Origin of the sequence: Coleofasciculus sp. FACHB-712, from assembly GCF_014695635.1 — a bacterium.
GTDB lineage: Bacteria > Cyanobacteriota > Cyanobacteriia > Cyanobacteriales > FACHB-T130 > FACHB-T130.
The window spans coordinates 1-21,266 of sequence record NZ_JACJOQ010000393.1 but is presented as its reverse complement, the minus strand read 5'-3'; the positions used below and the strand labels follow the sequence as shown (position 1 = coordinate 21,266).

The 21,266-nt window shown below is 46.2% G+C and carries 15 protein-coding genes and 1 pseudogene; 7 read left to right on the top strand and 9 right to left on the bottom strand.

What is annotated here, in order from left to right; genetic code table 11:
- Positions 1 to 359: 359 nt before the first annotated feature.
- The 4 genes and pseudogenes from H6F50_RS11520 to H6F50_RS11505 all read right to left on the bottom strand — a co-directional run.
- A complete protein-coding gene (locus H6F50_RS11520; RefSeq protein ID WP_190428803.1) occupies positions 360 to 782 on the bottom strand; it encodes an STAS domain-containing protein in 423 nt (140 codons plus the stop codon).
- Positions 783 to 854: 72 nt separating this feature from the next.
- Positions 855 to 3,065 (bottom strand): family 1 glycosylhydrolase, encoded by a 2,211-nt coding sequence (locus H6F50_RS11515; protein ID WP_347276100.1) that lies wholly within the window; start codon positions 3,063 to 3,065, stop codon positions 855 to 857.
- Positions 3,066 to 3,308: 243 nt separating this feature from the next.
- A complete protein-coding gene (gene glf / locus H6F50_RS11510; RefSeq protein ID WP_190410070.1) occupies positions 3,309 to 4,541 on the bottom strand; it encodes a UDP-galactopyranose mutase in 1,233 nt (410 codons plus the stop codon).
- Between the two features lie 284 nt (positions 4,542 to 4,825).
- Positions 4,826 to 6,058 (bottom strand): annotated as a pseudogene (locus H6F50_RS11505) (glycosyltransferase family 1 protein); the annotation flags it as partial.
- Between the two features lie 1,474 nt (positions 6,059 to 7,532).
- On the opposite strand from H6F50_RS11505, the gene H6F50_RS11500 reads away from it, so the two are divergent.
- A complete protein-coding gene (locus H6F50_RS11500) occupies positions 7,533 to 8,606 on the top strand; it encodes a WGxxGxxG-CTERM domain-containing protein (RefSeq protein ID WP_190428800.1) in 1,074 nt (357 codons plus the stop codon).
- Positions 8,607 to 8,730: 124 nt separating this feature from the next.
- Here the strand turns inward: H6F50_RS11500 and H6F50_RS11495 are convergent, their stop codons facing one another.
- Positions 8,731 to 8,928, bottom strand: a complete 198-nt coding sequence (locus H6F50_RS11495; RefSeq protein ID WP_190428799.1) for an NblA/ycf18 family protein — start codon at positions 8,926 to 8,928, stop codon at positions 8,731 to 8,733.
- Between the two features lie 930 nt (positions 8,929 to 9,858).
- On the opposite strand from H6F50_RS11495, the gene H6F50_RS11490 reads away from it, so the two are divergent.
- Both H6F50_RS11490 and H6F50_RS11485 read left to right on the top strand, forming a co-directional pair.
- Positions 9,859 to 10,902 (top strand): M23 family metallopeptidase, encoded by a 1,044-nt coding sequence (locus H6F50_RS11490; protein ID WP_190428798.1) that lies wholly within the window; start codon positions 9,859 to 9,861, stop codon positions 10,900 to 10,902.
- A 679-nt stretch (positions 10,903 to 11,581) separates the two neighbouring features.
- Positions 11,582 to 12,166 (top strand): peptidoglycan-binding domain-containing protein, encoded by a 585-nt coding sequence (locus tag H6F50_RS11485; RefSeq protein WP_190428797.1) that lies wholly within the window; start codon positions 11,582 to 11,584, stop codon positions 12,164 to 12,166.
- A 177-nt stretch (positions 12,167 to 12,343) separates the two neighbouring features.
- On the opposite strand, the gene H6F50_RS11480 is transcribed toward H6F50_RS11485, so the two are convergent.
- Positions 12,344 to 12,724 carry a response regulator gene (locus H6F50_RS11480; RefSeq protein ID WP_190410137.1) on the bottom strand — a complete coding sequence of 127 codons (381 nt, stop codon included), beginning with the start codon at positions 12,722 to 12,724 and terminating at the stop codon, positions 12,344 to 12,346.
- Positions 12,696 to 16,199 (bottom strand): PAS domain S-box protein, encoded by a 3,504-nt coding sequence (locus H6F50_RS26740; protein ID WP_190428796.1) that lies wholly within the window; start codon positions 16,197 to 16,199, stop codon positions 12,696 to 12,698. Before H6F50_RS26740 ends, H6F50_RS11480 begins: the two co-directional genes overlap by 29 nt.
- Before the next feature lie 615 nt (positions 16,200 to 16,814).
- Between H6F50_RS26740 and H6F50_RS11470 the strand changes: the two genes are divergently transcribed.
- Together H6F50_RS11470 and H6F50_RS11465 are read left to right on the top strand one after the other, a co-directional pair.
- The gene (locus H6F50_RS11470) at positions 16,815 to 17,192 is read left to right on the top strand and encodes a nuclear transport factor 2 family protein (RefSeq protein WP_190428795.1); all 378 of its coding nucleotides are present in this window, start codon (positions 16,815 to 16,817) and stop codon (positions 17,190 to 17,192) included.
- 45 nt (positions 17,193 to 17,237) lie between these two features.
- Entirely contained in the window at positions 17,238 to 17,624 is a 387-nt protein-coding gene (locus tag H6F50_RS11465) for a nuclear transport factor 2 family protein (protein ID WP_190428794.1), read from the top strand.
- Positions 17,625 to 17,748: 124 nt separating this feature from the next.
- Here H6F50_RS11465 and H6F50_RS11460 read toward each other — a convergent pair whose 3' ends face one another.
- Positions 17,749 to 19,350, bottom strand: coding sequence for a hypothetical protein (locus H6F50_RS11460; RefSeq protein ID WP_190428793.1), 1,602 nt, complete (start codon positions 19,348 to 19,350; stop codon positions 17,749 to 17,751).
- A 240-nt stretch (positions 19,351 to 19,590) separates the two neighbouring features.
- Here H6F50_RS11460 and H6F50_RS11455 point away from each other — a divergent pair, with 240 nt between their 5' ends.
- On the top strand, positions 19,591 to 20,085 hold the full coding sequence (locus tag H6F50_RS11455; RefSeq protein ID WP_190428792.1) for a helix-turn-helix domain-containing protein: 495 nt from the start codon (positions 19,591 to 19,593) through the stop codon (positions 20,083 to 20,085).
- Positions 20,086 to 20,300: 215 nt separating this feature from the next.
- Here the strand turns inward: H6F50_RS11455 and H6F50_RS11450 are convergent, their stop codons facing one another.
- Positions 20,301 to 21,011 carry a gamma-glutamyl-gamma-aminobutyrate hydrolase family protein gene (locus H6F50_RS11450; RefSeq protein ID WP_190428791.1) on the bottom strand — a complete coding sequence of 237 codons (711 nt, stop codon included), beginning with the start codon at positions 21,009 to 21,011 and terminating at the stop codon, positions 20,301 to 20,303.
- 72 nt (positions 21,012 to 21,083) lie between these two features.
- Between H6F50_RS11450 and H6F50_RS11445 the strand changes: the two genes are divergently transcribed.
- A complete protein-coding gene (locus H6F50_RS11445) occupies positions 21,084 to 21,251 on the top strand; it encodes a hypothetical protein (RefSeq protein ID WP_190428790.1) in 168 nt (55 codons plus the stop codon).
- Positions 21,252 to 21,266 lie beyond the last annotated feature (15 nt).

Sequence of the window (21,266 nt, the reverse complement as noted above, 5' to 3'; positions counted from 1 at the left end):
TAAGATTTATGGCGGGATTTTTCCAGTGAGGTGAGCGAAGATATTCGCCCAAATGCACTCTCTCTGGCTAATGGAAAAAATTGGATTGGTCAGAATCGTAAATCCGGCGTTATGTCAGGATAACTGTGATGGTTGCAATTAAGAAAATTGGGAGATTTTATTAAATTGGGTTATTTGCCGTTCGCAGAAAGAGTATATTACTGTTGCTTCATTGATAACGTACCTTTTCTCAAGAGTAGGATACGTTAGCACAACGCTTGTCAGGCATTGTTAGAAGCAAAAGAGTAATAATTTTGCTGCGTTCATCGTTCAGGAACACACGCTCCAATTTTGGAGAAGAATCGCGAAAACTTAACGATTTAACGAGCCGAAGCAGGCTGGACAGGCGAGCTGGTAGATTTGAGCTTTGGTGAATATGCTGACTTTGACAAGGTTTCTGATATAGGATTAACATTAGCTCGCGCTAAGCTTCCTAAACTTTGAAATCCTTCTGACTTATTAAAGGTTTCCAAAACCTGATCTAAACCCGTCATCTCCAATAAAATCCTAACCTGTTCGCTCTTGGAATAAAGTAAAATTTTGCAACCTGCGGAGCGGGTAAGCCTCACCATTGAAACAAGAGCCATTAAGCCAGAACTACTGATAAAAGTGACATTTTTGAGATCGAGGAGAACAAATTTGACTCCTGCGTCGATCAGATTCTCAATTTCTTGATGAAACTGAGCTGCTCTAGAGCTATCAAAAATGTCTGGGGATTTAACGATTTTAAAAAGAACGTTCATCTTAAAAACCTCAATGGGTAAATGGACTAAGGTGGGCAGTGCCCACCTTAGAGTGGGTTAAAGTATCGATTTTTACAGGGAAATTTTGGATTCTTGGAAGTAGCGGGCGATCGCATTTTCCAGCGACGGCAACAGTACCCCTCGTTCGCTGCCCAGAACGCTGTAGATTGGGCGTGGTGCCAATAGCCTCAGCGCTTGCATGGGACAAGCTTCAATTCGGGTAGCATCGAAACCAGCTTTCTTTGCAGCAAACCGTGCCAAATCTGCCCAAGAACTCTCACCAGGGTTCGCAATGTGCCACAAACCGTTCTCGCTATCAATTAAGAGGTCAAGGCTGGCATTGACCAGATCCGGAACGTAGGTCGGTGAAACGACCGAATCTTCTGCCGCAATAAAGGGTTTTCCTGCCGCTAGGGTGCGGAGCGCCATTGTAATAAAGTTGTACTCGTCCCACGGCCCGAAGAAGGCGCTGGTGCGGACGACGAGCGACGAGGGATGAAACTTTAGAACTTGCGACTCAGCTTCTACTTTGCTGCGTCCATACACATTGAGCGGTGCAACAGCATCGCTCTCCACATAAGGAGCAACACCAGTTCCATCAAATACCAGATCCGATGAGAAGGTGAGCAACGCCACTTTCTGCATCGCGCAAGCAGCCGCAAGAGTTGCTGGGCCAACTGCGTTTTCGCGCAGACAAGCATCCGGTTCGCGCTCCGCATCATCTACGCGAACGTATCCAGCCGCATTTACAACCGCCCAAGGCTTGAGTTCAGCCAGTACCCGCTTAACCGAGGCAGGATCGGCAATATCCAGTTCCTGACGGTTAAGGAGGTGATAGGGGATACCCCGGATGTCGCAAATTCGAGCAAAAGCTTTCCCCAGCGTGCCTCTCGCTCCAATAATGGCGAGCGGACGCGGTGAGGAAGAACGGACAGGTGTGGAGGTGCTTAGGTACTGAGGACTGAGGTGCGTTTCTGGGTTTTTGTGCCTCTGCGCCTCTGCGCCGTTGCTCTCCGCAACGGGTGGATAGAGGAGTCGCTGGTTTCTATGCCACCATCCTGGCACATCCAAAAGGGGATGGTGAGGCATCTCGCCGCGTGCCAACTCGCGCAGCATATGGGCGATCGCAGTTGGGCGGGGTTCGGGCGATCGCAAGTCGAACACCCCAGGCTCGTAATGACCGTTATCTTTTGTTACCAAGCTAGTCCAGTCATAAGAACCGAGGAGCGACCAAGCGGTGATAGCCCGCAGATCGATGCCTTCGGAACGCAGACGGGTTGCTGCTTCCCACACCTCTTTAACCCAGCGCAGTTGTTCCTCGCGGGTGCAACCGTGATGGACTTCAGTGACCGCAATTGGCAAGCCGTAGCGTTCCCATGTCTCTTTGATTAGCGTGTAGGGTCCGGCGATTCCTTCAGCACGCACCCGCACTGCCTCGACATCTGCGTACTGCTGCCGCCCATTTCCCCCATGCGTCCACTGGGGATAGCGTTCTAGGCGCTCATCCAGAAAGCGATCGCTCGTTAAGTAGTGGTTAATCCCAATAATGTCTGGCGGACAGGGATTTTCTAAAAACCACTCCAGTTCAGCTTCAGGAATTCCAACTTTACATAGATATTGCCACATCGGGCGATCGGGATTGAGGCGACCAGACAGCAGATCGAAACTCAGCCAGCGACGCTCATTTTCAAACTCTGCTTGGTACGCCATCTGTGGCGTGCTGAACACCTTGCACAAGTCCTCGGTTTGCACCAGCTTTGCGTCTGGGTTAACTTGGCGAATGGCCTGCATTGAGAGGATTGTGCCGCGGAGTTGCGTCAGCAATGCCTGCAAGAAAGTTAAACTATCCCGACCGTGAGGATACCAGTGACCGTATAATCCGCTAAAACGCGCTGTCGTGAGCGGCTCGTTAACAGGGGTGTAATTTTCCACCCACGGATAGCGTTGGGCAACGGCTTCGGCGAACTGGGCAAGCCCAGAGGCAAAGGTGGGATTCACCAGGCTTGTATGACGAGGGCCACTGCCGTGGTGAACTAAACCGACAATGGGACGGATACCGAGTTCGCGCAAACGTCCCAGTCGTTCATCCGCCCAAGACCAATCGGCGCTATCTGGCCCATCAGGGGCAGTTAATTCCCAGAGGATCGGGTAGCGAATGGCACTTACGCCGAGTTCGGCAAACAAATTGAGGTCACTTAAGCGCGTTTTGTGGCCGTTTCGTTCCAACTGGTTGAAATAGCGATCGCCTACGCGGTTAACGGTACACTCTACTCCAGCCCACATCTCCAATTTAGAGTTTTGAGTTTTGGGCTTTGAGTTTTGAGTTCGTTCAGAATTGCTAATGATTAGTTCTTTACTTAAGGCTGCTCTTATCATTCCTCACCCCCGAATAACTTGTGCATGAAGTGTCAGTAGCCCATGACTCATGGCTATTGTTTCCGATGTTTTATTCATCGTTCATGGCAGTAAAAATGATTCAAGCAAGCATTAGTCATTAGCAAATCCCTAATGACTAATGACTACTGACTAATGACTAACGGCTTTTCCGTGACCGTTTCCGTTTGTAGTTGCAACTTCTGTCTGCGGGCGTTGTTCAACGATTTCACTGAGAGAAACATTCTGGGTGTAGTTGCTTCTCGCTTCTACAGGTTCTAAAGTGATTGGTTCTTGTTTCGTGCCAATCTGTTTGTGAACCGTGAGCGCCTGGGCCACGCATTGATCCATGTTGTAATACTTGTAGGTCGCCAACCGTCCGACAAAATGTACCCCCGGCGTTGCATCAGCCAATGCCTTGTATTTCTTGTAGAGTTCGGCATTTTCTGGGCGAGGTACTGGGTAGTAAGGATCTCCCTCTGCCTGGGGGTACTCGTAAACGATGCTAGTTTTACTGTGTTCTTGTCCGGTCAGATACTTGAACTCAGTGATGCGTGTGTATAAATGCTCATTGGGGTAGTTTACGACTGGCGCTGATTGATGCACAGGCTTGTTGTGCGTTTCATGCTTGAATTCAAGGGAACGGTAGGGAAGCTTTCCATAGCGGTAATCGAAGTAAGCATCAACAGGCCCGCTGTAAATCATTTCCCGGTACGGAATGACTTTCTGAATTTCCCGATAATCGGTGTTCAGCATGATTTTGATGTTCGGATGAGACAACATCTTCTCGAACATCCGGGTATAGCCGTGCAATGGCATCGCTTGATAGCTATCGGTGAAATATCGATCGTCTCGATTGGTGCGGGTTGGCACCCGTGAGGTGACTGACTTATCGAGATCCGAGGGATCGATTCCCCATTGTTTGCGCGTGTAGTTCCGGAAGAATTTTTCGTACAATTCCCGCCCTACTTTGCTGACAACTACATCTTCGCTGGTACGGATCTGTTCTTTTTTCTCAGCAACCGAGGCGAAAAATTCTTCGAGTTGAAAGGAGGTGAGACTGAGTCCGTAAAGTTTATTAACGGTGTCGAGGTTGATGGGCATGGGTACCAGTTGACCGTCTACACTCGCCAAAACGCGGTGTTCGTAAGAGCGCCATTCGGTGAACTTGGAAAGGTACTCAAAGACTTCGCGGGAGTTGGTATGAAAGATGTGAGGGCCGTATTTGTGTACCAGAACGCCCGCATCATCGTAATGATCGTAAGCATTGCCGCCAATGTGCGATCGCTTGTCAACCACTAGAACCTTCTTGCCCGACTGAGTCGCCAGCCGCTCTGCAAGGACACTTCCAGCGAACCCTGCACCCACAATAAGATAATCGAACATTCTAAAAGCCTCGCTTATTTAATAGAAATATGGCGGTGAAACCCTTACGGGAGTAAGGGAAAAATGAAACGGCTACCCTTGGGTAGAAAGTAAAAATTGAAAAACTGAAAAGTCAGAAAATCAACCAAAAACCAGTCCTGATTCGCTTTGAGCGGACTAGCTCAGGATGTTTGTTGAGGTTTGTTAACCGAGGTAACTCCTGCACGCTCGTCCATTTGAGACGCTGAAGTTTTGGCAACGCGATCGCGCAATTCTTGAGATACACTCGTGTCGTTCATTACACCCTCAATCAGTTGCATCATCCGCGCCCAAGTGGAATCCCACGAATTCTGCGCTAAGAAAGCATCCACCTGACTCAGCCATGCCGACCGATCGTAATTTTGCTCGATTGCTGCTTCGGCTGCGGTGACGAAATCTGCGACGGTATCTGCAATCTGCACTAAACCCATCTCTCCGTAAGGACGAACGACATCCCGGATCGAGGTAGATACAACTGGCTTCCCAGCGGCGAGGTATTCTGGAGTTTTGGTAGGGCTAATAAAGCGGGTTGACTCGTTACGAGCAAAAGGCAACAACGCTACATCCCACCCAGCAAGATATGCAGGCAACTCTTGATAAGACTTCCCACCCAGATAGTGAAGATTGGGATGTTGGGGTAGCTCTTCGGGGTCTATTTTGACGACTGGGCCAATGATAACCAGATGCCAATCAGGTCGCGCTTGGGCCATGCCACTCAGCAGTTCCAGATCCATGCGCTCATCAATTACCCCATAGAATCCCAGACGCGGGTGGGGAATATTTTTTTGATCGGCTGGTTCCTCTGTCAGAGTTTTTGCTTGTGCAAAGTGCGCTCTTTCAATGCTACTGGGGAAGGCGTGGGCATTCGGGTGCTGGTTGCGCTTGGCTTCGTAAAGGCTTTGTCCGCCTGTAAATACCAAATCTGCACGTTTAAAGAGTTCGGCTTCGCGCTCAATCATCACGGGTGGCGCTCCCTTAAATGCAGATAGCTCATCCATACAGTCGTAGACAACGACTAAAGGATCTAAGTGGTCTGCGATCGCGATTGCCATCGGTGTGTAATACCACAGAATATACTCGCGGATCTGCGCTTGTGCTAACAAATCATCGAGCATCCCCTTTTGAGCAGCAATGATTTCTTCCTCACTCATTGCTTCGCTCAAGTAAGGCACCACCACCGAGACACCACTCTCGCGGAGGCTAACATCCAGCCGCCAAGATGGATCGGAACTGAAAATCGGTTCTTCAATGAAGAATACTCTTCGCTGCTTTGCACAGCGGCTCAAGAGATGTTGCGGTCGTTGGTAGACAAAATCCCAACGCAAATGCGACAAACAAATGAGCGCCGGTGTATTTGACAAGGAATCAGAACCATCCGACTGTAATGTTGGAAATGCACTCGCTGAGGGAGACTCAAGTGCATCTTTTATGGAGAACTGTATCTCCCATGCCCCACCATTACTCACACTATTCTTTATCAAATTTTTGGGCTGGGACATAAATAGCCTCAGATATTTCGTAGATTGGATTTAAGCTTTCAGAATCGCCTACCTACACACAAAGAAGAACAAAGTGGAAAGCCTTGAAGTGAAAAGAACACTTAAAATTAATTCCTAGCTATAACTACAAAAAGCAGCTAGAAATGATGTTTTCCTGCCTTGTTTACCCTTTTTGCGACTCTAAAGCAGTTTTATTGACTTCGCACTTCTGCTTAATTTATCGGGTTTTATTACCATCCGCTTCTGCCTGGAGAAGGAATTTGCTGCCACTGCTAAAAAAATAATAGCTATTGTTGAGTTCTAGCTTCTACCAGAGGAATGACGCGACTTCTTCCTAAAGAATAAATTTAATGTTAAATTAGTTTGTGCTAAATAATACAAAACACCTAAGTATAGTGACTTCTAATGGGAGTAAACAAGAGATGCGGGTGGGTTGCAGGACTTAGAAGACAATGCTTCCAAGTAGCAGCATTATTGCATCCCTTTTCGATGGCTGTAGTAGCTTCAGTAACGAGCGCACGTAATCTCACGTAATTTGTTTTACGCCGGTTTATCATTTTAGGTGCTTGCGTTTTAGGTTATTCAATAAGAGTTATGTTCGCCGAAGCTGTGTGCTTAGCGATCGCCCTAAGTGGATCGAATAAACGTGAATTAAATGCTTGTATCGCTAAAAAAATACAGCCCTAAATTTATATAATTTATGCTTTATGTATCACCTTTAGTAGCAAATACAAAAGGTGTGCAAAAGTTTTTCGTAAGTATTTTAATAGCTAAAGCTACTAAAGAAAATATCTTATTTAGGCTTTAAATAAAAACCTTAATAATATATTAATAATTTTTATTGAGCGTGGAGTATACTTCGAGGAATTGTCTCGAAAGGCCTTCTGCAAAGTTACTGAACAGTAGATAGGAACTTCTCTAGGAGAATTTGGCGAACCTCCCAAAGGGAGTGATGAATCTTGACTCTGTTTTACAAACTGAGCGTTGAGCGATCGCTTGCTCAGAGAAACTGTAAAGCAGATGGATGAAAGGGGAAAATAGCCAAGGAAAGTTAATAACGAAGGGAAAATATTTTCCCCTCGATGACACAGTCTCAACTAATCACTAAGCTTATCTGCTGTGCTATCGGGAGAAGCATAGCATAGCATAGCTCCCCATAGAACTGTTTGTATTCTTAAGCACACACTGGCTTAAAGTAAAGTCAATCCTTCAGGGAGAGGTGGGTCTGTTCCTCTGGTAGAAGTAAAGAGAACTGATGGCAGTTATTCTTCCTAAGAGCGATCGCATCTGAGGAGAATAGCAAAACGCTCTGGTAATTCCAGACCCGTATTCTAAACCACGATCGTCCTAGATCGGGACTTCATGAGCGGGAAGTATATCCAGTCTTCGTAATTTAGCTGCCCATGAAGTTAACAAGACTGTTTTTGAATAATAACAAATCGCAGAGTTCTAGAGAATAAGAAAAACCACTACGATGAAACCTTCTAATTTGTCCAAAGTTCTTTTTGCAAGTACCTTTGCCCTCACTGTAGCGGCTCTACCCTTAACTCTGCCTTCTGTTGCCCAAACAGGCGGTGGTGCTGGTGGTTCAGCTTCCGGTACTGGTACGGGTGCAGGTGGCGCAACTTCTGGTACGACGGGTGCAGGCGGTGCAACTGCCGGTACCACAGGCGCAGGCGGTGCAACTTCTGGTACTACTGGCATCGGTGGCGGAACTGCCGGTACTACAGGCGCAGGCGGTGCAACTTCTGGTACCACTGGCATCGGTGGCGGAACTGCCGGTACTACTGGCATCGGTGGCGGAACTGTCGGGACAACGGGCGCGGGTGGCGCAACTTCCGGTACCACTGGCATCGGTGGCGGAACTGCTGGTACTACTGGCATCGGTGGCGGAACTGCCGGGACAACGGGCGCAGGTGGCGCAACTTCTGGTACCACTGGCATCGGTGGCGGAACTGCCGGTACCACAGGAGCAGGTGGCGGAACTGCCGGGACAACGGGCGCAGGTGGCGCAACTTCTGGTACCACTGGCATCGGTGGCGGAACTGCCGGTACCACAGGCGCAGGCGGTGCAACTCCTGGTACCACTGGCATCGGTGGCGGAACTGCCGGTACCACAGGAGCAGGTGGCGCAACTTCTGGTACCACTGGCATCGGTGGCGGAACTGCCGGGACAACGGGCGCAGGTGGCGCAACTTCTGGTACCACGGGTGCAGGTGCTACTTCCGGGACAACGGGTGCAGGTGGCACTACTTCAGGGACTTCTACTGCTCCTTACGGCACCGTCACAACGCCTGGGGGTGCAACAGGGACTACCGCTGCTCCTGACGCCACGACTACGACGCCTGGAGGCACTACTTCGGACACAACTACGGTTCCCGGTAGCACAACTCCCAACGGCGCTACTACAGACACCACTTCTTACCAAGGAGTTCAGTCTGCAAGAGGCGATCGCAACTCCAGTTGGGGCTGGTTAGGCTTGCTGGGTCTAATCGGTCTAGCTAATCTGTTCCGTAAGCAGAACCATGAAACTGCACGTCAGCGTTAAATCAAGGCGTGCAAGTCTTTAAAAACCAAAGCTAACAACAAAGCCCTGGCTGTAAACCAGGGCTTTACTCATATATATGTAATTTTTCAAAGTTTAGGAAAGTTTAGGCGATCGCTTTCAAGCTTTACACAGATCCCAGAATTGAATCCAGACCCCATTGATGCTTCAGCAAGTTCTGATAGATATTGTCTCGAATTATCATTTGCTTATGTAGCTGAACCAAAAATTGTTGAGCTTGCTCGCGAGACATATGCTGCACTTGATCTGCAAAAGAAATTAGGCTAAATTCTTGCTCTAAAGACAATTCAATGGGGCGTTCCATAATATTCTCCTGTGCCCAACTAGGCCAAAAACTAAAGTTAAGTAATTGATATGTGTCTGAAAATGAAGCTAAATGAACCAGTTTATTTAAACTTCTTTTGTTGCCTGACAATTACAAAATATCATTTTCAAGTTTGCAGCTTCCTCTTCCACCCGATGTAACTTTAATTTCCTTAAGAAATAATCCGATAGATTTATTCAATAAGGATTAGCCAAATATCTAACACTTCTTTGCACTCAGGCTGTTTGAGCTGTCGGAGAGTGAAGGGCAGCACGAGCAGACTAAAGTTGAATAATGCCCATCTGCTTGCGTGTCAGATTGAGAGAGTCCTTTGTCACTATCGGAGCTATCTGAACTTTTTTACAGAACACAAAAAAAATAAACTCTGTTTCCGCAGTGATGGGTAAAGGATAGGCATCTCAGGGAAGGAAGGCTAGAAGGTTAGGCTATTCTGCCGTATTTGCTTCAAATAAAAATCGCTAATTCCTGAATTAAAGCAAATTTGCTTAAATTAAGCCATTTATTAGTGATTCTGACCATTTTTGGATCTATCCCCAAACAAGGAACATACTTCTAAGCAACCCTTCTAATAGAAAATATCCACTTAAACTAAATAACAAGTTCCTTCATCTATAGACCTGTCCGAAAGCTCAACTCCAAGCGAACAGAACAAAGTACAACTACTTTTCAGTCCGCTTTAGATGACTCCCTAGCAGCGTAGGTTATAAACCAAGCGCCCCTCCCCGTTGACGGCGAGGGATTGGGAGATGCAGGTTTGCCTCTAAAGATAAGAGGAGGGGGTTCTACTGTCCCCCTTAAACGGGTATCCCTAATCTGCATAGCGATTGTCCTGATATAGCTAGCTCAAAGCTGAAGCCAACAGATAACAAAAAGGCTTCCTAGACCCTTCTTCTTCCAGGCTCTGATCTAATGAAACAACTCGCTATTTCTAAATTCCGTAAATATGGCTTAATTGGCGTTATCTCATGCGCCACCGTGCTAGGTACAAGTTTCTGCCTCCTGACTCAAGCAAAAGACTATTCCCCTACTCAAGGTCATCCCTCCCTTGGTTCTGGCTTAATATGGCCCACTCAAGGGAATCTCACTCAAGGCTTTAATACTTATCATGAAGGAATTGATATTGCTAATAGCACTGGAACTCCGATTGTTGCTGCCGCATCGGGTACAGTCATCAAAGCTGGTCGTGATGATTCGGGATGGGGATTAGGCAACGTAATAGAAATCCAGCATCCTGATGGAAGCCACACGGTGTATGGTCACAATAGTCGTCTTTTGGTGAGTAAAGGTCAACAAGTTACTCAGGGTCAAGTAATTGCTGAGATGGGTTCGACAGGGAATAGTACAGGCCCTCATCTCCACTTTGAGTATCATCCTGATGGTCGTCTAGCGGTTGACCCGGCTGCCGGATTGCCCTCTTTAGTCGCAGGCAGGATTCCACCGCCGCAAAGAGCAACCGCTGCGCCTAAACCGATTGATCCGCCTCCAGTGGTTTCTCAGACTGTACGCAACAACGCGGACACGAGAGGCAACACCAAACTCTACCCGAATCTAAATGTTTATTCTGGGGGTCGTCAGCAAGGGAACTCTCTTCGAGTACCGCGCGCGATCGCACCCAAACCACTGCAACCGATTGCAGTGACTCCGGCACCAGCGACTTATGCTGTTGCTGCGACTTTCAATCAATGCGGCAACCCCTTGATTGAAGGTGAGACGGCAAGCTCTCTGGTGAAAGTTTGTCGGGAAAATGGTCAATTGTTTTATATGGGGCAATTAAAGCAACAACCGAGCGCTTCGATGCAGCTTGCTGCTTGGCGTGTTGGGCAGGATCGGTATCAAGCGGATAACGGCAGTTATTCTTATTTTATTAGTCCACGCGGAGTAGAAGTTTGGCGAAATGGTCGTCAGCTCCGTTCTGAGCCTTTTAACGGTTCTTTGAAGATTTCACGGTTCTAAAAGCTTTGGTTTGACGACTGATGGTTACGAATCTTCAAAGAACGTGCTACCCGATTTCTTCTCTAGATAGACTATCAGGTTCTCTATGGGCGATCGCTCTTTCTACCCTGATTTTCCAAGGGAGGTGACAAAGCGATCGCCTTTTCTTTACTTCTTCTTAATAAAACTTATTTCTCTTCACTTTTTTTCTGAATAAAAAATTAAGATTTTAAGATTGCGATAATGTCTACCTTATTGTTTGACTATTGTGAGGAGTTAAAGCCTTACAGTATTGATTAACCAAATAGACAAAGCGTTCTGACCGACACGAGCATTACCATCTCGCATCGATGCAACTTTTCTGAAGGTGCGTCAGTGCGGGAAAACAGCGATCGGACAACTGAGCAAACGATTTATTCTAAAGCGGGGATAGACCAGATATTTCTGGAACTTGACTCGTTGATTGAATTGCCATCTGTCAGTTCACATTATTTGTGTATTGCTGAATTGTCTGTATGTCTTGGAACGGCTACACTTGAACGTCTCATTTAGAAAGTAAATTGCACATTAGGTTCCTCTAATGTGGCTGAAACTCAACAATTCATAAAAAATCACCTGAGTTTCCGAAAAATGTTTCCGAAAAACTCAGCAGCCATCCTGAAGCATCACAAAGTGTTTCTCAACCATACGGAGAAAAATCATGGAAACTCTTGCTTACATTCATGTTTCTAATACCTATGAAGAGGCAGAAGCTGGTATCGAGTATACTCTGCGTGACTTTTCGCTGAACTGGAAGCAACCACCGAGTTCACCTTGGCTGGGTTTACTTGGCGTAGCTTTCTTATTTGGCGGTCTCAGCGAGATCCAACCAGCTAACGCAGCACAGTATTTTGTAAATACAAACGGCAGTTGTCTTAACGCTCGCTATGGCCCCAGCACATCTTACGGAGTGCATAGCTGCGTCCGTAATGGAGCTGCACTTGCCCCAGTTGTGGCTTATCGCAACGGGTATGCAAAGCTTTCTACGGGTCGTTATGTTGCTGCTAACTATATCAGCACGAGACCAGGTTCTGGTTCTAATCCTGGTTCTGGTGTTGGCGGTTCCTTTCTCCGCCTAGGCTCTAGAGGTTCTGCTGTTCGACAAGTTCAATCAGCTTTGGGAGTTTCACCGACTGGATATTATGGTTCCGTCACTCAAAGAGCAGTCCGGAACTTTCAGTCGAGAAATGGCTTACGTGCAGATGGAGTAGTGGGACCACAAACTCGCAGAGCGCTGGGAGTATAGAGAAGATTTAGCTAAGAAGCTGGTCTATCTATCCTAGAACGAGCTGAGTTAACCTCATTTCATCGAATTGATTTTACTGTTTAACAAGAATAGGGCGCAGTTGTGCGCCCTATTCTTTTGGGTTTCACTCAAATTTGGGATGGGGTGAGTTTGCAGTCGATTGGTAGCAAAACTCAGTTAAATATCCCATCCTAAAGACTTCGCAACTTGATCTGCCAGAGTCATCGGGTCGAAAGGTTTCGCAATTACTGCCTTTACTCCTAGTTGAGCAAAACGGCGTTGGTCAGCAGCCTGCATTTTAGCCGTCAACAACAGCACGGGGATGTGCTGGGTTACTGGATTGGCTTGCAGCTGTTGAAAAGTCGTTGTACCGTCCCAGTCGGGCATCATCACATCTAGAAGGATGGCGTCAAGTGGTTCAACTTCAGCCTTGGCAAGCCCTTCCCTTCCGGAACTCGCTGTCATAACGTCCCAGCTGGCGACCATTTCTAAGCTTAGCTGAGCCACTTCCCGAATATCCTCTTCATCATCAATTACCAGGATGCGCTTCGTTGTCACCATTGCAGTTTTCCTTCCTGTTGGGAACCATCCGATTCAGCAAGGCAATGATGCGCCCTTCAAATTGTTCTGGAGTAATCCGACCTTTAGTTAGAAACTCGGTTTGTTCTAGCCGCAGCCGCTCTCTTTCGGCGTTGTTCAAATCCTTAGCAGAATATACCACGATTGGAATTTGGCGCAGGCGATTGCACTGACGCAGCCAGTCTACTACAGCAAAACCATCGTACTCCGGCAGTACGATATCCAGCACTAGCAGATCGGGATTGATATTTGCTAATTTTTGAATTGCCTCGCGTCCGTTCTTCGCGTGAATCGTTTCCAAACCGTGGCGCTCAAACCGAGCAATCAGTACCCGCGCCAGATCCAGGTCGTCTTCCACCAGCAAAACTCTAGCAACCTTTGCCTGTTGCAACGACTGCTCTAGCGCTTGAAATAAGGATGCTTCATTTAAGGGTTTGCGAACCCAGCCGGTAAAATCAGGAGGGCGCGGCTTGTCATCATCTGAGTTTGGTGGAAGCAATACCTGAGGCGGAATGTCGTTGATTGTAGAATCCGCGCTGTCAATATTAGAACTGGCTGCATTTTCCATTGCAATTGCATTGGAAGCGATCGCATCTGAAGACTCAGACGGCTGCAACTGACCCAGATCGGTTTGCAGAAGGTTTCCATCTAGCAGGCTACTTAAGGTCTGATTCTCTAAAGAAGATTTGAGGAGATTACTCTGCTCTGGGGATAAAACGCTGAAAATGACGATGGGAATTTCCCTTGTATCGGGTCGCTGTTTCAAAACCGCCATTGTTTGCCAGCCGTTCATACCGGGCATAATCAGGTCGAGCAGAATCACCGCAGGTTGCTCCTGTAGCGCCAATTCTACCGCTTCTTGACCTGAGAAAGCCGTCTTGACTTGGTAGCCGCGCTGTTCTAATAAAGTTTGGACTACAGCACAGACCGCAGGCTCATCATCGCACACCAGCACGAGAGGCGTACCTAGTGCATTCTCAGCATCCGAAGGTAAGGGCACGGCACTGTCCTGAGTATCCACAGGGGAGTATTCGGCTTGGGCTGTCGTCACATCTCCCAAAGACAGATTCTCCCGTTCATCCTCAGCATTCAGCATTCGTGTCTCACCACTCAAAAGGGGCAGTGTAAAGAAAAAGGTACTGCCTTCATTCAGCGTACTTTCGACCCAGATACGACCTCCATGCTGTTGCACAATGCTGCGACAGATTGCTAACCCCAGACCTGTGCCACCTTTATCGCGCGAGTCAGAGGCATCAACTTGTTGGAATCGGTTAAAGATGCTTTCCAGCTTCTGTGCGGGAATCCCTCGTCCCTGGTCTTTCACTTTGAACAATACTGTGAGGGTGAGAGGTTGAGGAAGTGAGGGGGTAAATTCTTTCCCTGTTCCACCCTCCCCGACTCCAGAAGCGGGAAATCGCGTCTCTACAAGCGGCTCCCTGGTCTGCTGAATTTCGGCACTGAGATAGACGCTGCTGCTAGGAGGGGAGAATTTGATGGCATTGCTGAGTAGGTTCGTCAGGGTCTGGATGATCCGGTCAGGATCGGCGTAAAGTTGGGCAGATAGGGGAGACACGGATAGGGTGACTCCAGCTTTGTCAGCCATTGCCCGCATCACCTCTGATGCCTGAAGCATTAGAGTTGCCGCATCGCAAATCTGATTCTCCATCGCCACCTGACCCGACTCGATACGCTCAATATCGAGGATGTCGTTAATCAGGCGAACTAAGCGGTCGGTATTCGAGACGGCAATCTCCAGCATCCGTTGAGCCTTTTCCGGTTTAGCAGTCAGCAGACCCCCTGCCAGCAAGCCGAGGGCACCGCGAATCGAGGTTAGGGGCGTCCGCAGTTCGTGACTGACGATAGAGACAAACTCATCTTTGAGGCGTTCTATGGCGCGGCGATCGCTAATGTCACGAGCGATCGCTGAGGCACCCGTCACCTGACCCACCCGATTCTTAATTGGAGAAATCGTAATGGCAACATCAATTTGGCTGCCGTCTTTTTTAAGGCGCACGGTTTCATAAGGGGGGATGCGTTCTCCCTGCTTAATTCTTGCCAAAATTGACGGCATCTCATTGAAGCGGTCGGGTGTCAACAGAATCGAGATTGGCTGTCCCTTGACTTCTTGGGCGGTATAGCCATAGATTCGTTCAGCCCCTGAGTTCCAGCTGGTAATGATTCCATCTAGTGTTTTGCCCACGATTGCATCCTCTGAGGACTCAACAATCGAGGCTAGTTGGGATAAAGCTTCCTCCCCCCGCTTGCGTTCGGTGATGTCTCGTAAAATTACGGTAAATATTTTTTCCCCAGCTAATTCCAGCTTAGAAATGGAAGCTTCCGCTGGAAACTCCACACCATTTTTACGCTGTCCAAAAACCTCGTTGCGCTCTCCCATCTTCCGGGCGGTACCCACAGAAGTGTCAAAATTGCGAATATGCTGACGGTGAGCGATCGCAGCCCGCTTTGGCAACAGCAAATCCAGGGACTGACCAATTACCTCATTGGCGGTATAGCCAAATATTTTTTCCGCCCCTTGGTTAAATAAGGTAATTTGTTGAGTTTCGTTTACGGAAATAATTGCATCCTCAGCAATATCTAAAATCCCAGCCAGTCGCGCTTGCGATGCCTTTCTCTCCTCTTCTGCCAACTTGCGCTGCGTGATGTCTTGAATCTGAGCAGTAAACAACGGTTCACCCTTGGCATTATGCACCAGCGATCCACTCAAGAAAATCCATACAATGTGTCCCTGTTTGTGGAGGTATCGCTTCTCCACGTTGTAATGCTGAATCTTGCCAGCCAGCATTTGGTGCATATAGTCCAGATTGGTTTCTAAATCGTCTGGATGCGTAATCGCTTGGAAGTTCCTAGCCAATAATTCTTGCTCCGAATAGCCAACGATCTCGCATAAAGAACGATTAACTTCCAGCCAGCGTCCATCTGTTGCCACCAGCGCCATTCCCACCGCCGCATAGTCAAAAGCACTCCGAAATCGTTCTTCGCTTGCTTGCAGCGCCTCCTCTATCTGCAAGCGGTAGGCGATTTGGTTTTCCAGTTCTCGGTTCGTTGCCTCCAACACTGCGGGGCTTGGGAGAGCAAGCGCTTGAGGAACCAAGGGCACCAGAGACGCAGCCGTGTACACCGAAACTAAAGCGGTAATTGCTTTGACGAACCCAGACAGCCAATAGGTAGGATGCCAAAGCGTCCAAATCTCCATGACATGGGTAGTACCACAGGCGATGATAAATGACCCAAATAGCAGAAAAATCCAGTCAAATGGAAGATCCTGACGCTTCCGGACAAAGTAGAACAGCGTCACCGGGATCGAATAATAAGCAAGGGCAATTAGAGAATCGGACACGATATGAAGCCACACCAAACCAGGCTTCCATAGGTAACAATGACCGTGAGGGATAAACCCTCCTGAACTAAAAAAGACATTTAAAAATTCCAGCATCCAGCTTCTTTCCTTACCCTTGAAGTAAAAAAGACGTTTAAAAATTCCAGTATCAAGCTTCTTTCTTTAGCAGCTTGAGTCTACCTTAAAGTAAATTTTCTGGCAGAGCGATAAGATACTCTCAGAAGAGGCTTTAATAACCTCCATTCCCCTCGTTGGTAATCCCATTTTGTTTGACCGTTACCATACTTAATTTTCTGAGTTTGATTTTCTGAAGCTACGGACTGGTAGAGACAAGGAAAATCGTAAGTATTTGACAATCGAAAATAGTATAGCAATCAGATTTTAGTTATGAGCTAGAGGTTCAGCTAACCGACTTCTTAGAGAATTCGGGTAGCTCACCTTCTAATCATTTAGTAAACTTGCTATCAACTCATTCTGCTGGTGGAGGGATGCATAGCTTTCCTAGCCTAACTTATAAATTTTCTCTGTATTTGTTTTCTCTGCCGCCTCTGCGGTTCGTAAAAAACAACATTTTTAAAGTTAAATGTAATTACGATAGCTTTTATTATTTTATTAATACATCTTTTTCATTTAAAATGGTTTATATAGGTAGGATTAAGCCTCATATTATTAAATACAGATTTTAGCAAAGGTGCGTTTGCCAATCAGTCTATGAATCCAGAAGACATTCGGACAGCGATCGCGCAAGCGAGAGAAGCCTGGATTGCTCGTGATGCAGAGGCTCTAGCAGCACTGTTTGCGCCCGACGGTGAAATCATCCTACCGGGTCAACGATGGCAGGGGCAAGAGAGAATTCGGCAAGAAGTCACTCATTTTGCCCAGCAGTATTCAGATGTAAGAATTGAGATTCGGCAGGTAGTCGTTGATAGCGATCGCGCAGTCGTTGAGTGGTATTACGAAGATACTGAAAATTCAACTGGTCGTCGTAACAAAGCCGATGATGTTATTGTTATTAGTTTCAAAGAGGGTTGGATTACTCGCTGGCGTGAATATTTTGATACTGAAACACCTAAGCTAAGAACACAATAATTGACTCTTCTATTAGAAGTTTAAATTAAATGAGGTAGGGCAACAATGAGCGAGGAGCAAGAGGTATTAGCTGCAAATCAGGCTTTCTATCGAGCCTTTGAAAAAAAAGACATCGAAGCGATGAGTGCAATCTGTTCGCAAGGAACCGGAACTCTTTGTATACACCCCGGACGCCAAGCACTGAAAGGCGGCAAGGAAATTCGCTTTTCCTGGGAACAGATATTTAAAAATACCAGTTACCTTGAAATAGAAACAGAGGTTGTTACTACAGAGATTCGAGATAATATTGCCTACGTTGTACTTATCGAAAATGTGTTTCAAGTCAGCGGTGGCAGAAGAGTTAAAGCCCAGTCGATGGCGACGAACATTTTTGAGCGAATGGCACAAAAGTGGTATTTAGTCCATCACCACGGGAGTCCTTTAATGCGTTAATGAATTTTGCGTAGCTTGAGTGCAACTATCGCCTATTACCTGGGTTTAGTTGTTCTGTTGAGCAATTGTTTAGGTAGCGATCGCTCTTGAATTTGAGTATGGAGTTAATGGATGCGATCGTATTTCAATTCCTTACAGAAATCAGCGGCGATTGATATTTGATTAAATTAGTAATAGTGTTGTAGTTAATTTGATAGTTAGCTAGCTTATCTTTAGCCTTAGCCCCAACAAATGTACCTTGCGGAATGGTATTTAATAAGTTAATTGCCTGTTGTAATTTGGACTGAGCATCCTGCCAGTTTTCTAGAGGATGTGGTGGGTTTTGAACTATAACAGCTGCTTCCCATGCCAGTTTTTGGGCTGCTTCCAGATTAGTTACTGCTTTTTGTTCAGTTACGAGTCTATTATTAATAGCAGTATAATTAGTTTGATAAGCAGCTAACTTTTCCTTAGCCTGAGTAGAAACAGAAGAACCTTCTGGAATCGCTTCTAATAACTTGACGGCTTCTTGCCATTTTGCTGTTGATTGCTGCCAAACTGTCACAGGATGAGGTGCATTTTGAACCATATTAGCTGCTTCTATAGCTAGTTTCTGGGCAGTTTCCAAATTGGCTGCTGCCTGTCCTTGTTCAAAATTTTGTTTTTGCTTCCCAGTATTTACAGGAATAACTACATTTGCTATCACCTGCTGACTTTGCGGGAACTCAAACCAGGTTTTCCACCCTAAAAAACTTAAAATTGGTAGAATTGATAACGCCAATAGAGTTTTTACAATGCGGCGATTATTTGCAGATTCTGCTTCCCTGTAACCAGATTTTTTTATTTTCCTAGGTGTTTTTTGCCCTTGTTGCTGGAGTTCATCTTTTTCGCGGCGTTTTTGTTTTTCAAGCTGTTTTAGAGATTGTTCTGCCTGTCCTCTTAGCTTGTTCGCTTTGTCAACCAAAGTATCAGTTTTTTGTTTAAGAGATTCACACTCATTAAAAATACCTGTGGCTGTTGTCACCTGCTCAGCATGAGATAAAATAAGACCTTCCTCATCATCAACCCAGTCTATAGCAAAAATAGATTTCCCAAAGTAAAATACAAAAGCCATTATGCGATCAACAGGCTCAACATTTCGTTCTAAATTTTGTATAACATTATCCAGTTTAGGCTGTAGCTGTCTTAGCTGAGCTTGGGCTGCCTTTATTTGCTGAATGTGTCGCTTCAAAGCTAATTCATCATCAAATTCTAAGTAAATCCTTAAACCTTCATCGATTTGTTTTACTTGCTCCGTTAAACTTAGGGATTGTCTTTCTTGTTTGATTATTTTTAATAATTCAGCATTACCTAAAATATCGTCTGCAAATTCCTTTAGGCAATCACCCCACTCTATCAAGTTATCAATTGTTTGACATAAATCTTCCAGAGATGCTTCTTCGTCTGGATTGCCAAGTTTTTCCGCAGCAAGTCCTAAAGCACCACCAACAAGTGCCTCTACAAAAAAGCCACCTGGAATGAAGAATGTGGCAATTGGGGCTACAAACTTAAACACTCCAAATGCCATGTTTTTATTTTTTTCAAATTCTAGCGCCTCGTTAAGGTGGTTTTGAATCTCCTCGAGTCGTTGTTGAACATTGGTTATCCGCGATATTTCCCCCTTGATTTCATTAGCATTGCCAACAGTAAGTTTTACACTATCTGCAAGGTTAGGTAGATCACTAAGTAGGATTTCAAAGTCAGCCATAATTCACTACAAATATCTACGTAATTTTGTCTACTTAAATTAAGACTAATTATGAAAAAGAATTCTGGATTGGCAATGCATATATCTAGAGGTTTGAGTTAGACCTCTCATCTATTGACCTGTACATTGTCCCTGTAGCTTCTATCTTTAGAGGTATTTTAAGCTGATTAAGCTTAGGAAATATCTGATGAACATCAGTATTTAAGCTAGGATCACATCAGATATTTACTGGCTTCAGCTATGGCATCCACTGATGAGCAGTTTACCCAGGCGGCGAACGACTGGGACTTAGAGACGCTGTATGCAGATTTGGCTTCTGCTAAGGGAAAGCGTCTGACACCCGTTGAGAAGCTACACTTGCGGGGACTGCTTTGTGGTTATAGTCCATCAGAGATAGCGGAAAGGTTGGGTAAGAATCCCAAGGGAGTTGAAACCGATCTGTGTGCGACTCTTTATAGATATGTTAAAAGTCTGGTGGATAAATGTGATGAAAAGATAGAAAATTGGAGAAATATTACTGAATGGCTTGATGATGCAGGATATAAAACTCAGCCGCCTTTTCAGAGCAATTGCGTACCTGTAGACCTATTAGGAAAAATCGCTAATGTAAGGATTGAAAAAGATAAAATAACAATTGAAATTGACCTGCGACCAGAAAATTTGCAAATGCCAGCTTCTCTATCTTCAAAAGCTCTACAAGAAGACCTAAACAACAATAACCATAAGGGTATGTAGATTTTGCTAAATAAAAGGGTAGGAAACAAAGATTAAAATATATACATAATACACTCAGTAAAGCTGTACAGTTCTCTAAAGATATTTTTCAAGATGTAGTCAAAAATGCCTCTCTAACATTCATTAAGAGTAGATAAAATCGAATTTTTCTATCCTTCAGCCTTTTCGAGATATATCCGTGCCTTGTAGTCGAGAACACGTGGATCTCTTGAAAATTAAATTGTGCGCTTACGTGCTGTCTCGACTAACGCCTGAAAGATGCGTTGCTGATAGGGATCTTGGAGAGCGAGTTCTGGATGCCACTGAAGTGCGATCGCCCAAGGATGCTGTTCGTGTTCCATCGCTTCAATCACGCCATCAGCAGCGCGTGCCGTAACCCGCCACCCAGGTGGTACTGTCCGCACAGCTTGATGATGCCACGAGACTATCTCCGACTCTGTAATGCCAATCATCGCTGCTAGGCGACTATCGGGGTCAATTTGCACATGATGCTGGCAGAAGCGAGACTGATGAGTGCGGTGCGCGATCGCGTCACCAAATTCATCCGGCAGATGCTGCACCAAATTGCCACCCGTTGCGACTACCAAAATTTCCAAGCCGCGACAAATCCCTAGCACTGGGATATCTGTATCTAAAACCAGCTTGGCTAAAGCTAGCTCAAAGGTATCGCGCTGATGATCGACGTTATAAACTGTGGGATGGGATGAGTCGTTGTAAACCGCGGGGTCAATATCACCCCCGCCAGAAAAGATTAAACCATCAATTCTTTCTAAAATGGCTGCGGGATCGGGTTCTCCCGGCGGTAGTAACATCGGTAAGCCACCCGCTAAGCGCACTGCCTCTACATAGTCGCCTCTAATACTAAACAGGCGCGTATCCAGCTGACCAGCGGTAGTAATTCCAATGAGTGGCGGCTTAGATTTCATTTTCTGATGTTAGCAGTTGATCGGGCGATCGCTCTGGCTCCGTAACCTCAGCATTGCGAGATTTTATCCCTGATGCTGGGAATCGCAAAATCTCTCCTATTGCTTTCAGTCTCCATCCTGAAAGTAGCTTCCGGCAATAAAAAGCGATCGCTGTCTGTGCAAGGTAGCCAATTGCGAAATCTACCGCAACATCAAACGAGCGATCGCCGTCTTTGCATTCTTAGGCTGAGTTCCCCTTAAGCATGACTGTTTTTG